The sequence below is a fragment of the Aeromonas media genome, from assembly GCF_020423125.1.
Classification (GTDB): domain Bacteria; phylum Pseudomonadota; class Gammaproteobacteria; order Enterobacterales; family Aeromonadaceae; genus Aeromonas; species Aeromonas media.
In genome coordinates this window covers 3162448-3176758 of the sequence record NZ_CP075564.1, presented here as the reverse complement: position 1 = coordinate 3176758, position 14311 = coordinate 3162448, and the positions used below count along the sequence as shown (strand labels likewise).

Sequence of the window (14311 nt, the reverse complement as noted above, 5' to 3'; positions counted from 1 at the left end):
TAGAACCATTGGTGATGATTAGATCGGTTTTTTTGATAACATTAATGTGTATGGGTTCTTAATATGGGCGTCCAAAGGGCGTTGAACAAACCATGGCTGGCTGAAAAAAATCTGGGTGGAACAAGATGACAAGCCGCGAGAATTACAACGATCTCCACGTCTTCATGCTGGTCGCCCGGGAAGGCAGCTTTACCCGGGCGGCTGCCAGGCTGGGGCTGGCCCAGTCCGGGATCAGCCGCACCATCCGGGATCTCGAAGCCCGGCTCGGGGTGCAACTGCTGGTGCGCACCACCCGCAGCCTGTCACTGACCCAGGCTGGCGAACAGCTGTACCGCACGGCACTGAGCAGCTTTCAGTCCCTGGATGCGGGGCTGGCGACCCTCGCCCACTTTCGCGACACCCCTTCCGGCACGGTGAGGATCAATGCCAGCCAGCACGCCATCGACAAGGTGTTGCTGCCCAAGCTGGCCATCTTCAGGCAGCACTATCCTGATATCCGGCTGGAACTTATCAGTGAGAGCCGCTTCGTGAACATCATTGATGAGCGTTTCGATGCTGGCGTGCGCCTGGGGGGCGAGGTGGACGAGGGGATGGTGGCCGTGCGCATCACCCCGGATATGGAGATGGTGATGGTGGCGACGCCGGATCATTTTCTGCAATACGGCTTTCCGCAGACGCCAGCCGAGCTGGCGATCCACCCCTGCGTTGCCTACCAGTTTGCCGATGGCAGCCTCTATCAGTGGGAGCTGTGGCAGGAGGGCAAACTCGTCAAGCACAGGCCCCAGGGGCAGTGGGTCTTCTCTGACAGCTACATGGAGGCGGCGGCAGCAAGAATGGGGTTGGGGTTGGCCTATGTCCCGGAGGAGCTGGTCACCGATGAACTGGCGCGTGGAACCCTGATCCGGGTGTTACAGCGGTTCAGCCACCGCCTGGAGGGCCTGTATCTCTACTACCCCCATCGCAACGTATCGCCCGCCCTGAGAGCCCTCATCGACACGTTGAGACTGTGAAGCTGAAGCGAGATGCCTTTGCATATGGCGCCGACAGCGGGAAGCACCATGATGACCCGCCCCCGGGGGAATGGGGCGCAGGAAAGCGACCATCGAGGGCGAAACGGGGTAAATACCAGAGGAAACAAGCGTCTGGACGCGGCCAATGCCCCTGGATAGTCCAAGGATTCAGGCCAAGTTCAGCGCTGCCCCGGTATGGTGCTCCGGTGTTGATGCGGAGCTGCGAATGGCAACCAGAGGTGGCTGCCGGCCGGTCATGCCTGTCCATCTTCCATCCCGCCGAGACGCAGAGGGACAGCGACATGGGGTGACACCCTGGTCAGGGCTCGCTCTCACGGACGATATCAATTTCCTGCCGTATGAGCTGCCGGCCCCGATGCCGGTCCATGATCTCTTTCTGCCGCATCGGCGCCCCCATTCTCATGCCGTCCTGGAGGACATGATGACCGAATGCCATCTGAGCAAGTGCAATCCCTCTTCTCTCATTCGCCAGATAGCCATTGGTCTGGCCGCTGGCGCCCTCTGCTTGCTGATATTGAGCTATGTGAGCCCCACGGCTCGGCAGGACGAGCCCGAGGTGGGGGAGGCCGCTCCGGATCAGGTTAGTGGCGCCGCAGCGACGTTGATCCCGCCGGCTGAGACCGGGTTCCTGCCTTCTTCTCCCGAGTCGATCGAACGGCAGGTCGACGGTGTGGCCGGCAAGCTGACCTCCATGCTGGATGTGCCGGCCAGCGGCGCCCTGCCTATCGTGGCCGAAGACGTCGTGCAGCCTGAGCCGCCAATACCTGCCCCCTCGGCGCCTTTGGTTGCGATCGAGCCTGCCGCAATCCCCGAGCCCGTGTCCACGCCTGCCCCGGAGCCTGTGCGCAAGCCGGCAGCAAAATCGCTGTCTAAACCAGCCACCGTGCCCGAGCCGCAAGGCAAGGCGTCCGGCAAGGTCAACCTGACGCCCGCCAGCGTCCTGCACCAGAAGAACATCAACTACCTCAGCATCCAGCTGATGGGAGCGAGCAGTCTGGATGCCGTAGCGCAGTTTGTGCGCGTCAATCGGCTCGCGGACCAGGTATGGATCTATCGCACCAACTACCATGGCAGTCCCTGGTATGTGGTGCTGAAAGGGGATTATGTCGGCCTGAGCCAGGCGCAGGCAGCCATTCGTCAGTTGTCGCCAGCCCTGCAGAAGGCGGATCCCTGGCCTAAATCCTTCGCCCAGGTGAATAGAGAATTGAAGCCATAAGCCGGGTGACAGGGGATAGGCCTGAGTGAACAGGCCTGATCCCATGGGCGTTGGGTTGCCGGCGCCCTTGGGGGGAGGTGAGCGTTGGCTGACATGGGGTAGGCTATATGCCCTCGTTCGGGATGTGCTGGGCCGCTTGCTGAGTCGCACCGCCGGAGCAGCCCCTTCGCCCCAATGGCACAACCTCTAAAACACCACACCCGCGTCATTCGCGGGTGTGGTGTTTTTGGCATGTCATCTGCTCGATGTCTCAGGCTCATTTCGTCAACGGAAGAGAGGCCACCCGAGAGAGATCGCAGCGGAACCTCAGCCTTTGCGGCTGGCGAGCTGGCGCAGCAGCTGGGTGCTCTGGTGCAGGCTCTGCTGCTGCACTTCGCTCAAGGGGCACTGCTTGAGCACGTATTCGGCGCTGGCCACCACCGTCTTCCAGCGCGGCGCCTTGGGCAGGGTGTCCAGGCTCAGGTATTTGTCGAGGGTGCGGGTCTGGGGGCTGGATCTGTCCATGTAGACCCGCCACAGCTTGCTCTTCTCCGCCAGCACTATCTTGCCCTTGCCGGTGCTCTGCTGCCAGGTTTCCAGGGTGAGCCGCATGGTGTCCACCAGAGCACGGCGTAGGGGCTCGTCATCCTGCTGGCGAATGAGGTTGTCCGCGAGTGATCTGAACTCCCCGCCCAGCCTGCTCAGTTCACCCAGCAACTGGCCATCCTCGATGATGGCCTGGCGAGACAGGCTCTTGAGGGCGTTCTCCAGCGCCATCACCCGGTTGTCGTCATGGCGCTGCTCCGTGCTGAGGGTGAGGGCGAAGGCGGCCTGGCCCCCCAGGCTGATGGGCAGGGCCCGGGCATTGAGCCCGTCCTTCTGGCCCGCCACCAGGAAGCTCAGATCCTGCTCCGGTCGCGCCACCATGTCGGGCCACTGGCTCGCCAGCGGGGTCGCCAGCCACTCGTCCAGCGGTTGTCCTTCCATGGCTTCCGGCTCCTGGCCCAGCAGGCGGGCCAGGGCGCGGGAGGCAAACAGCACCACCCCCTGTTCGTCGATGAAGACCATGGGATCGGCCCCTTCCCCGAGCAGCGTCAGCAGCCGCTCCTGATCCTGATGCAGCTGGGCCTGCAGGCGCAGGCGGTGCTCTATCTCCTGCTTGAGCAGGTGATTTTCCACCAGGGAGGCGCGGCCGGCGCAGGCCTCCAGCAGGGCCCTGACCCGGGCAAACAGCTCCTCCTTGCAGAAGGGTTTCACCAGGTAGTCGTTGGCCCCGGCGTTGAAGCCCTCTTCGATGTCCTTGGGCTGATTGAGGGCGGTGAGCAGCAGCACCGGCAGCTTGTCCTTGGGATGTTGTTCCCGCAGGCGGTGACAGACGTCGAAGCCGGAGAGCGTCGGCATCATCACATCCAGCAGGATGAGGTCCACCGGCTCCAGGGCCAGCTTGGCCAGGGCGTCGTGGCCGTCGCTGCTTGGCAGGATGCGGTAGCCGCAGGGCTGCAGCAGGTGGCGCAAGATGTGCAGGTTGATGGGCTCGTCATCCACCACCAGGATGAGGGGGGCGCCAAGTGGGGGCGGGGGGAGGTCATCGCTCTCCCAGTCCGGCAGGATGAGCGGCTGCTGGCGCACCAGCTGGTGCTCGATCTGGCGGCTGTCGAGGGTCAGGCTGCCCGCCTTGCCGCTGGCCAGCGGCAGGGTGAAGGCGAAGGTGGAGCCGACGCTTGGCTCACTCTCCACAAACAGCTCCCCCCCCATCAGGTGCACCAGCTGGCGGGTGATCGAGAGGCCGAGGCCGGCCCCCTGCTTGCTCACCTCCGGGCTTATTTGTACCAGTGGCTCGAAGATATGCTCCAGATGGTCCTTGCCAATGCCGATGCCGGTGTCGGTCACCTTGATGCGCAGGAAGTTGCCCTCCACCAGGGCGCTCAGCACCACCTTGCCCTGAGGCGTGTACTTGATGGCGTTGCCCACCAGGTTGTAGAGCACCTGTTCGAGTCGCTGCTCGTCCGCCAGCACCGGCGGCAGCTCCGCCGGGCTGATGTCCACCAGGGTGAGGGGCTTGGCCTGCACCAGATGCTGGCAGAGATCCAGCACCAGCCGGATCACCCCCTTGGAAGAGACGGGTTGGGGGTGGATCTCTAGCTGACCGTAGCGCATCTGGTGGTAATCGAGCAGATCGTCCACCAGCCGCGCCAGGCCGTCGGCGCTCTTGATGATGAGGCCGATTTGTTTCTGCTGTCCCTCGGTCAAGTCCTGCTGGCTGGCGAGCATGGACTCGGCCATCCCCTTGATGCCGTGGATGGGGGTGCGCAGCTCATGGGAGGTGTTGGCCAGCAGTTCGTCTTTGAGCTTGTCAGCCTGCTGCAGGCTGAGGTTCTGCTTGTGGGTCAGCTTGACCTGCTGTTGCAGCTCCTGGGTCTGGCGCTCGATGAGTTCTATCTTGTCTTTCACCGAGCGCTGCATGTGGCGAAACGCCTGGGCCAGCCGGTCGATGTCGTCATCGGTGCGCGGTATGGTGATGGGGTGTTCCAGGGCGCCGTCGGCCACCTGCTCGGCGGCGGCGGTGAGGGAGCGCAGCGGCGCCGTGATGGAGTGGGAGAGCCAGCGGGAGAACAGGATCAGCAGCAGCAGGGAGCCGGCCCCCAGCAGGATCACCAGGGTTTCCAGCTGACGGATCGGGGCATAGGCCTCGCGGGTGGAGATCTCGGCGATGAAGGCCCACTCGGTGTCGAACACCTTGACCTGGGTGTAGGCAGCCAGCACCTCGTCATCGTGATAGGAGAGGAAGGGACCGACCCCCTGCTCGCCGGAGAGCACCTTGATGACCAGCGGCGTCTGCAGTGGCCGGAAGTCGGGGCTGAAGCTGTTCTCGACGCTGAATTCGGGGGCGAGGGAGGCGTTGGCGCGCATCCGCTTGTCCGGGCCGATGAGGATGGTCTCGCCGGTCTCGCCGAGCCCCTCCCGCTCCGCCATGATCTGGTTGAGTTTGTCCGGCTGCAGCTCGAAGATCACCACACCGCGCACATAGTCGTACTGCATCACCGGGGCGGCCAGATAGGCGACCACCTGGCCGGTCAGTTCGTTGCGGCCAAAGTCGGTGAACTCGAAGATCTGCTGGGGCTTCTGGCCGCCATCGAGGCGCCGCTTGATCTTGGCGAAGGTGTTGCCAAGACCGCTCGATTGGTAGGGGCCGGAGAGCAGGTTGGTGGCGAAGTTGGCGTGCTTGGTGACCGAGTAGACAACGTCGCCGTTGAGGTCGACCAGGAAGATGTCGCTGTAGTTGGACTTGCGCACCATGTCGGCATAGCCACGGTGAAAACGCTGGTGCACCCGGCCATACATCTCGTCGGCGAGGATCAGGGCGCTGATGGAGGGCTCTATCTCCACCTGGCTGTCGGGTTGTTGCAGCTTGTCCCAGGAGCCGGGCACATAGCGGGCCTGGGCGCGGGCGCGGGCCTCCTGCGGTGTGGTGCCGAGTTTCTCGAAGGCACCGGTGAAGCCGTAGAAGCGACCGATACTGTTGCCGGCAAAGTCCTGCTGGGAGAAGTTGATGATCTGCTCTTTGAGGTTGCCGAAGTAGTCTTCCAGCTGGCTCTTCTTGATGTTGCGCACCGACACCAGATGGTTGGAGGTCTGGGTGGTGAGATCCTTGCCGTGGCTATAGAGGAAAAACAGGGTGACGACCAGGAAGGGCACCAGGCCCAACATGAAGAAAGCCAGCATCAGCTGCGGTCTGAGCCCACGAGGCCTGAAGATCCATTTCATGGTGTGAATTTCAATTGAGAATCCAGTTACTAAGCGGCATGAGTTTCTGATTAAAGACTAACTATTTCAATGGCTTTATCTTGAATTCGCTCGTCGGGTCACAGGGAGTGGCAGGAATTTTGACCAAGGCGTTTAAAGCCTGAGCAAACGCGCCTAAAAAGCGCGTAAAGTCATAAAAAAGGGTTGTGCCCGAGCTCGGGGTACGTATAATGCGCCTCGTTGTCGGGTAACTGACATCATGCAGTCAGGCGGGAATAGCTCAGTTGGTAGAGCACGACCTTGCCAAGGTCGGGGTCGCGAGTTCGAGTCTCGTTTCCCGCTCCAACTTTCCATGGCACCAATCATGGATATTACTTTCAAGACAATCAGTCTTGTCAGCATGGCGCGTTAGCAAAGCGGTTATGCAGCGGATTGCAAATCCGTTTAGTCCGGTTCGACTCCGGAACGTGCCTCCATCTTCTTCCTCGGTTTCATCCTTGTTCCATGCCAGGTTTCATTCCAAGAACCTCTTTCGGCATACCCCCTTGCGTTCAATATCCTTGCTGGGCCAATAACAGCTCGCAGCCCTGATGGCGCCACTCTCTTTGCAGATAGTGACTTATGTCGTCGAGAGATTGTCCCCGGTACTGAAGTTGCAATTCGGCGGCGTGGTCGGTCAGATCGGCCATCTTCTGCTTCAGTTGACCGCATTGCCACAGACTGACGACAGGCACTCCCTGGTACGCCAGCGTGATGGCGTCATTCCGATTGAGCTGCCACTCCTGCCACTGTGTCCAGGCGAGCAGACCGAGCACGCTCAGAATCGCGATTTCTGCCAGTTTCATTCCCTTCTCCCTCCATTTACCTGCCCATGTTCTAACTCTTGTCCAGGGAGTGGTTTTTGCCAGTCTTGTTGCTCTTTGGTTAAATAATGTAACCCGGTTTCACTTTCTGGTTTTTAGGCGGTTTTTTTATAAAAAAACGGGCTTATTGGTGTAGTAATCCTACAGATTGTGGAGTAATCTTTGCTCAGTGGTCTTACCAGTTAGGCGTTAAATCATGTTTCATCCCTTCTCTCTGACTCAGATAATCCTTCGCCGCATCTTCGTATTGATGGTGGGTCTGCTCGCCTTCCCGGTGATGCTGTTTCGCCACGATCGCGCCCGCTTCTACAGCTACCTGCACCGGATCTGGAGCAAGACCAGCACCAAGCCGGTGTGGCTCAAGATGAGCGAACGGGGTGAGCGGATCTTCTACTGATCCCTTGCCCACACTGAAAAAAGACAGCCAAGGCTGTCTTTTTTTATGGCCGGCAACCCGGCATGAGCGTCTTGCCTGCATGGCTGAGGAGCCAGCCCTCGCGATCTTGTCACAGGGTTGACCTCCTCGTTCAAGAGATCCCCTTTCCCGCCATTCCCATCCGTTCAAACCCGCGACTCTCTTTGGTTCCGCCCCGTCATGCTTCCCGGTTCAGATCGGCCAGCGCCGCGCGCAGGCGGGCGAGACCGATGGGTTTGAACAGGCAGTCGTTCATGCCGGCGGTCAGGCAGAGCTCCCGCTCCCGGGGCAAGGCGTGGGCGGTAAAGCCCCAGACTGGCAGCTCATGGCCACGGGCACGCAGGTTGCGCGTCAGGTCGAAACCATCCATCACCGGCATCTGGCAGTCGGTGATGACGAGATCGAAGGGGTGGCTGCCGACGGCGCGCAGGGCCTCCAACCCGTTGCTGCGCACGCTGACGTCGTGTCCCAGGTGCTTGAGCTGCTGGCGCAGCAGGATCTGGTTGGCATGATTGTCATCCACCACCAGTATCCGCAGCCGGGGCCCCGGCTCCCGGGGAGGGTCGACGGGGGTCGCCATCACCAGCGGGAGACCCGGCGCCGCCAGCGTCAGTGGCAGCCTTATCTCGAGGCGGGTCCCCCGTCCCGGCTCGCTGTTGACCCCGATCTCTCCCCCCATCATCTGGCACAGGATCCGGGCGATGTTCAGACCAAGGCCGCTGCCCGGGTACTGCTCGGGGGAGTGCGCCCGGTAGAAGGGGGTGAACAACCGGGGCAGCTTGTCCGCCGCAATGCCGACCCCGGTATCTGCAATGACGAGGTGCAGCACGGGGGCGGGCAGGGTGTCTCCCGCCAGGGTGGCGCTGATGCTCACCTCGCCCTGCTCCGTGAACTTGATGGCGTTGCCGATCAGGTTGAAAAGGATCTGGCGCAGCCGAAGGGCATCGATCATCACGGTCGGCAGGGGGGCGTCGGGCAACTCGACGCGATAGCGCACTCCTTTCTGCCCGGCCATGCCCCGGAATACCCGGGTGACCGATTCCAGCAGCGGCGTAAGTTCGCAGGGCGTCGAGGTCAGGGTCATCTGGCCCGCCTCTATGCTGGCGATATCCAGGGTATCCCCCAGCAGATCCAGCAGACCGTGGGCCGAGTCCGCGGCGATGCGCAGCAGCTCGGCGCTGTGACGACTGAGGGCGGGATCCTCGGTGGCCAGCTCCAGCATGCCGAGGATGGCGTTCATGGGGGTACGGATCTCGTGGCTCATGGTGGCGAGGAAGTCGCTCTTGGCCCGGCTGGCGCTGTCGGCCTGCAGCTTCGCCTGGCGCAGGGCCTCTTCCAGCTGCTTGCGGTCCGTGATGTCGATCCAACCGTCGATCACCCCGCTGATGGCGCCCTCGGCATCGAAGTAGGGCACCATCCAGTGATAGATGTCGATCTGCCTCCCTTCGCGCTGGAAAATCCGATCGGTGAAGATGGGCTGGCCTTGCTGCAACACCTTGGCGAAGTCCCGCTTCAGGGCGGCGATGCTCTGGGGGTCGATCCGCCCTTCCAGTCCCTGGACGAAGGGGTGCCCCATGACGTCTTCCGGACGGGCACCGAGCTGGGCCAGGTATTTGCTGTTGCACAGCAATACCTTGCCGCCCTTGTCCCGCACCACTATGGGGTGGGGCTGGCTCTCCCCCAGCGCCCGGATGAATCTCACCTGGGCCTCCAACTGCTGGCGGGAGGCCTGCTCGGCGCGGGCCAGCCGCTTGAGCATGAGGTTGCGATAGAACAGCACCAGCGCCAGGGCGAAGAGCACCGCAAACAACAGGTAGAAGGCGTGGGCGTGGCGCTCCATGAAGCCGGGCTTCGGCAGTTTGCGGTTGCGCCACTCGTAGCTCACCATGGCCAGCTCGTTGGGCGGGATGGCGAGCAGGGTCTTGTCGAGGATCCCCATCAGCATCTCGTTGCCGGGCAGGCTGGCAAAGCCCATCCGGATGGATTCCTCATCGGCGGGCCCCGCGATGCGCAGCCGGGTTTGCGGATCGTTGTCCAGGGCGTGGCGAGCAAAATAGAGCGGCACTATGGCGGCGTCCAGTCTGCCTCCCTCGACGGCCTGCATTGCCTCCTCGGCGCTCCCCATGGTGATGAGCCTGCTGCCCTCGAGCTCATCGGCGAGCGGGTTGTAGCGGGTCATCCCCACGCGCCTGCCCGCCAGATCCTGCAGGGAGGCAATGCTCTCCTCGCCCTGATGGGTGAGGATCACGTAGATGTCGTCCGTGGCATAGGGGACCGAGGGGCGCAGGCCATAGCGCTCGGCCACGGGCCGGGAGATGGCACCGATGAGATCGAGGCGCCCCGAGCGGATGGCCTCGTCCCGCTGCCGGTCGGAGTCGAAGCGGATGAACTCGAAGGAGAGGCCGGTGCGCTTGCTCACCTTGGCCAGCATGTCGACCGTCATGCCGGTGAGCTGGCCGTCGTGATCCAGGGCGCCATAGGGGTAGAGGTTGTCCATCAGCCACACCCTGATGGGGGGCGACTGGCGCATCCAGGCAAGCTCTACGGCGTCATAGCGCTCGCTAGCGCTGTCATTCATGTCACGAATGGGCCTGTTCCACTGGCTGAAGATGGCATTGCGGGTTCCCTCGTCGATGGCGTCCAAACCGTGGTTGATGAGGCCGAGCAGCGCCGGGGAGCGGGTGGAGAGCGCGAAGCGAAAGTCGGCTGGTGCCAGGCTGGGCGGTGCCTCGCCACGTTGCCTGAGGTGGTCGAAGCGCTCGCTGTTGAGGTAGTGCATGGCGTGGGCATCGCTGAGCAGTATCTCCTGGCGGCCAAAGAAGACGGCGTCGAAAGCCTCCGCATTGGAGGGATGGGTTACCAGGGTGAGAGTGGGGTAGTAGAGCCTGAATCGCTGCGCGTCTACCTGGCCCTTTACGGTGGCGACGCGCTGGCCCGGTGTCAGCAGGGAGCCTTGGTGCGGCTTGGGGGCCGAGAAGACGAGGGGGCTGCTGAAGTAGGGCCTGCTGAGCCGGATCCCGGAGGCCTCCGTGTCCGCCAGGGTCAGGTTGCCGAGGTTGACCAGATCGATCTCTCCCCGGCGCAGGGCGAGGAGGGCGCTCTCCTTGTCGGCGAAGGGGCGCAGCGCCAGTGGCTTGTGCAGCATCTTGGCGAGGATGCCGAGGTAATCGGCGGAGATCCCCTCGAATCGACTCTGGGAGACGATCATGCTGAACGGGCGATAGTTCTGCTCGAGGAGGCCGACTCGCAGCAACTTGGCTTGCCGCAGCCAGTCTTGCTCGGCCTTGGACCAGCGGGGAGGGGCTATCTCGGAGTCGTGACGGCTGTGCAGCGTCAACGCCAGCGCAGGCTGGATGATCAGCAGACAGAGCAGGATCAGTGATCGATAGAGATTCATCATGCCACCAGGAACGGGGCAGCCATCCTTGCCGCATTTCACCCAAAGGCGGTCATTCTACCGGAAAATGGCTATAACGAGTCCCCTGTTTGGACACGGCAAGCATGAAAGGCACAAAAATGGCGGCCTGATCCGCTATCTGTGCCCAGGATCTGCCGCCCTGGGCGGTGCCGGGATCAGCCGAACCGGTAGGCCCCCATGTAGAGGCTGCCATAGTCCCAGCTCTGGTGCAGTCGGGTTGGCCTGTCGCTTCCCGCCGCCCCGAGCGCCACGAACAGCGGACGCAGGTGATCGTCGTGGGGATGGGATTCCACCGCTCCCGGAGCCCGGGCCCGATAATCTTCCAGCGCCGCCCTGTCACCCTCATCCATGGTCTGCTCCAGCCAGCTGACGAAGGTGCTCGCCCAGCGAGGCACCGGGCTGTCGTCCGGCCCGAGTGCCCGCAGGTTGTGGGTGATGGCGCCGGAGGCGAGGATGCCTATGCCCTGTGCGCGCAGGCCCTGCAACGCCTCCCCCAGTTGCCACAGCTGGGCCGGGGTGAAGTTGGCCGGGATGGAGAGCTGCACCAGGGGGATCTCGCTTTGGGGATCCATCAGGGAGAGGGGTGACCAGACTCCGTGATCCAGCTCGCGATGCACCGGGGTGGCGGGCAGGCCGGCCAGCAGCAGCTGATCGCCCACCGCCTCCTGCAGCCACTGGGGGCTCCTCGCTGGCCAGCGGATCTGATAGAGGGGCTCGGGGAAGCCATAGAAGTCGTACATCAATGCCGGGCTCGGCTCGACGTTGATCTGCAGCTCGCTTCGGCTGAACCAGTGAGCCGAGATCACCACCAGTCCCTTGATGCCGCCAAGGCGCAATGTCGCCAGAAATTGGGTAGCAGGCTGATCCCGCAGCACCAGATCCGGGGCGCCGTGGGAGATGAACCAGACGGGGGCGATAGCCATAGCGAGACTCCTATCAATGATGCCGGCACGCAGCGCATGGCCGGGTCAGGGCAAGGGGCCACTGACGATGGGGTCATTATCTGCCTCGGCTAGGAAGTTAACAATGTGGCTATATGTATAAGCACTGTTCACTATGAGTTGATAGATGAAGGCGGGAGATGACACTAAAACAGCAGGGCCAGCATCGCCATGCTGGCCCTGTTTTCTTCATGTGCCGGGTATTGCAGGATGCCCGGCGGGAGCTCGTCTGCTGGTGCTCGAGCCAGAAACCTTACTGGATACCCAGCAGCTCCACGTCGAAGATCAGCACCGAGCCAGGTGGGATTTTACCGGCGGCGCGGTCGCCGTAGGCGAGATTGGCGGGAATGTAGAAGCGGGTCTTCTCCCCTTCCACCATCAGTTGCACCCCTTCGGTCCAGCCCTTGATCACCTGATTGAGGCCAAACTCGATGGGCTCGCCGCGGGCGACGGAGCTGTCGAACACGGTGCCGTCCAGCAGCTTGCCCTCGTAGTGTACCTTCACCTTGCTGGTGGCGGTGGGGTGAACCGTGCCGCTGCCCTGGGTCAGCACCTCGTACTGCAGGCCGGAGGCCGTGGTGGTGACCAGGGGTTTCTCCTTGTTGCTGGCGAGGAACTCGGCGCCCTTGCGCACGTTCTCTTCGGCCAGTTTTTTGTTATTGCTGCTGGAGTAGAAGTAGTAGGCGGCGCCGGCGATCAGCAGGGCGATCAGAATGAACTTCATCGGGTTTTCCTTAAATGCAATGAAGGCGGCATCTTATCCCAGTCGGGGAGGGAGGGCGAGTCGGGACGCAGGAGGATGTGACGGGGCAGACAGACGACGAGGGGCCAGGATCTGCCCCCTCGTCTCATGAGGGCGGATTACTTCACCGCCACCATCATCAGGGCGGGTAGGGCGAAGAAGAGCCCGCCCACGTAACCCAGCGCCAGCAGCTTGTTCTCGCTGCCGACCCGGGCCAGGGTCTCGGCGGCCTTGATGGGCAGCTCGCGCAGGAAGGGGACCCCGTAGATGAGCACCACTGCAAACAGGTTGAACAGCACGTGGACCAGGGCGATGGTCAGTGCCAGCTGGGCACCGGCACCGCTGATGGCGGTGGCGGCCAGCAGGGCGGTAATGGTGGTGCCGATGTTGGCCCCCAGGGTGAAGGGGTAGAGCTGACGGGTGTTGAACACACCGCCGCCGGCCAGGGGGATCATCAGGCTGGTGGTGGTGGAGGAGGACTGCACCATGACGGTCACCAGGGTGCCGGAGGCGATACCTGTCAGCGGACCACGGCCCAGAGCCTTGTGCAGCAGTTCCTTGGCGCGGCCCACCATGACCCGCTGCAGTACCTTGCCGAGGGTGGTGACGCAACCCAGGATCAGCAGGATGCCGATGCAGATGGTGACGATGGCGGCGCCCTTGCCTGGCAGGAAGGCGACGGCTCCATCGATGAGATCCAGTGCTGGCGAGATGATGGGCTTCATGAAGTCCATGCCTTTCATCGACATGTCGGCGGAGCCCATCAGCAGGCCGGAGACCCACTCAGCGCTCTGCTGCAGCAGGCCGAACATCAACTCCAGCGGCAGGAAGATGAAGACCGCCAGCAGGTTGAAGAAGTCGTGCACGGTGGCGGCGGCGAAGGCGCGACGAAACTCCTCTCTGTCCCGGATGTGACCGAGGGAGACGATGGTGTTGGTGATGGTGGTGCCGAGGTTGGCTCCCATCACCATGGGGATGGCCATCTCCATGGGCAGCCCCCCCGCCACCAGGCCGACGATGACCGAGGTGACCGTGCTGGAGGACTGCACCAGGGCGGTGGCCAGGATGCCGAGCAGCAGGGCGACGAAGGGGTTGTTTGCGAAGGCGAAGATCTGGGCCGCGCCCTCGGCGCCGCCGGAGAAGCCCTTGAAGCCGTGGGAGACGGCACCAACGGCGACCAGGATCAGGTAGATCAGCGTGATCACCGCGAGCCAGTTGAACAGGGGGCCGGGACGGCGGGTCTGCTGGGGTGCGGAAGATACGGTGCTGTGCATATGGCCTCTTGGGGTCGTTCTGCGTTGAAATGGACGGGCGCATTACAGCAGCGCTCCATGACAGAAATATGACAACGTGACACTTTTATGATGTTTTGGTGACAGGGCAGCAGGGGGCGCCGCAGACAAAAAGTGTCGGAGCAAACGCCGATATGGTGTCATCCGGCTCATAACCGGCTTCCCGTCTTGCACTGGGATCTCAGGGTTATATGCTGCCTCGCTTTCCTGTCTTCAAAATGAGGAAGCGATGATGCGTGCATGGGTTTTGTGTCTCTCCCTGGGGTTGTTGTCTGCCGGTGCGCAGGCCAGCGTGTTCAAGTCCGAGTGCAACCTCGACAAGGCGGCCAGAAACGAGGCGATGAATGCGACCCTGGGGGTCAAGGGCAACTGCGATGCCGACAAGCTGGTGCACCAGCAAAAGGAGAAGGCCAGGGCCGAGGTGAAGAAGAACACCACGGACGTGCTGGACAAGAAGACGGTGGGTCTGAAAGAGGCAAAGCAGAACACCAATGCGACCCTGGGCAAGCAGAGTGCCGAGCTGAAACAGGCGAAAGACAAGGTCAATCAGACCCGCAAGGATGTCAACGCCGTGGCCAGGGATCCGGTCAAGGCGGCCGCCACCGCGGTGATCAACCAGGGCTGAGGGATAGCCCGCCACAGGTCTGCATGCAAGAAGGGGAGCCCATGG

At 62.5% G+C, this 14311-nt stretch carries 10 protein-coding genes and 2 tRNA genes; 6 read left to right on the top strand and 6 right to left on the bottom strand.

Features of this window, described 5'->3' with window-relative positions:
* Nucleotides 1-125 precede the first annotated feature (125 nt).
* Together KI797_RS14560 and KI797_RS14555 are read left to right on the top strand one after the other, a co-directional pair.
* On the top strand, nt 126-1010 hold the full coding sequence (locus KI797_RS14560) for a LysR family transcriptional regulator (protein ID WP_226169847.1): 885 nt from the start codon (nt 126-128) through the stop codon (nt 1008-1010).
* Nucleotides 1011-1449: 439 nt separating this feature from the next.
* Complete coding sequence (locus KI797_RS14555; RefSeq protein ID WP_226169845.1) at nt 1450-2247, top strand: SPOR domain-containing protein; 798 nt, start codon at nt 1450-1452, stop codon at nt 2245-2247.
* Nucleotides 2248-2553: 306 nt separating this feature from the next.
* On the opposite strand, the gene KI797_RS14550 is transcribed toward KI797_RS14555, so the two are convergent.
* Nucleotides 2554-5991: an ATP-binding protein gene (locus tag KI797_RS14550; RefSeq protein WP_226169844.1), complete on the bottom strand. Its 3438-nt coding sequence runs from the start codon at nt 5989-5991 to the stop codon at nt 2554-2556.
* A 248-nt stretch (nt 5992-6239) separates the two neighbouring features.
* Here KI797_RS14550 and KI797_RS14545 point away from each other — a divergent pair.
* Together KI797_RS14545 and KI797_RS14540 are read left to right on the top strand one after the other, a co-directional pair.
* Nucleotides 6240-6315 (top strand) — tRNA-Gly (locus tag KI797_RS14545).
* Between the two features lie 57 nt (nt 6316-6372).
* Nucleotides 6373-6446 (top strand) — tRNA-Cys (locus tag KI797_RS14540).
* A gap of 75 nt (nt 6447-6521) precedes the next feature.
* On the opposite strand, the gene KI797_RS14535 is transcribed toward KI797_RS14540, so the two are convergent.
* Nucleotides 6522-6815 (bottom strand): hypothetical protein, encoded by a 294-nt coding sequence (locus KI797_RS14535; protein ID WP_043130153.1) that lies wholly within the window; start codon nt 6813-6815, stop codon nt 6522-6524.
* Between the two features lie 214 nt (nt 6816-7029).
* On the opposite strand from KI797_RS14535, the gene KI797_RS14530 reads away from it, so the two are divergent.
* Nucleotides 7030-7230: a YbfA family protein gene (locus KI797_RS14530; protein ID WP_226169843.1), complete on the top strand. Its 201-nt coding sequence runs from the start codon at nt 7030-7032 to the stop codon at nt 7228-7230.
* A 196-nt stretch (nt 7231-7426) separates the two neighbouring features.
* On the opposite strand, the gene KI797_RS14525 is transcribed toward KI797_RS14530, so the two are convergent.
* From KI797_RS14525 to KI797_RS14510, 4 genes are all read right to left on the bottom strand, one after another.
* Nucleotides 7427-10645: an ATP-binding protein gene (locus KI797_RS14525; RefSeq protein ID WP_226169842.1), complete on the bottom strand. Its 3219-nt coding sequence runs from the start codon at nt 10643-10645 to the stop codon at nt 7427-7429.
* Nucleotides 10646-10821: 176 nt separating this feature from the next.
* Nucleotides 10822-11589, bottom strand: a complete 768-nt coding sequence (locus KI797_RS14520) for a DODA-type extradiol aromatic ring-opening family dioxygenase (RefSeq protein ID WP_226169841.1) — start codon at nt 11587-11589, stop codon at nt 10822-10824.
* A 271-nt stretch (nt 11590-11860) separates the two neighbouring features.
* Entirely contained in the window at nt 11861-12331 is a 471-nt protein-coding gene (locus KI797_RS14515) for an FKBP-type peptidyl-prolyl cis-trans isomerase (protein ID WP_218409042.1), read from the bottom strand.
* 137 nt (nt 12332-12468) lie between these two features.
* A complete protein-coding gene (locus tag KI797_RS14510) occupies nt 12469-13623 on the bottom strand; it encodes a Na/Pi cotransporter family protein (protein WP_226169840.1) in 1155 nt (384 codons plus the stop codon).
* A 250-nt stretch (nt 13624-13873) separates the two neighbouring features.
* Here KI797_RS14510 and KI797_RS14505 point away from each other — a divergent pair, with 250 nt between their 5' ends.
* Entirely contained in the window at nt 13874-14266 is a 393-nt protein-coding gene (locus tag KI797_RS14505) for a hypothetical protein (protein WP_043130165.1), read from the top strand.
* The last annotated feature ends 45 nt before the right edge of the window (nt 14267-14311 follow it).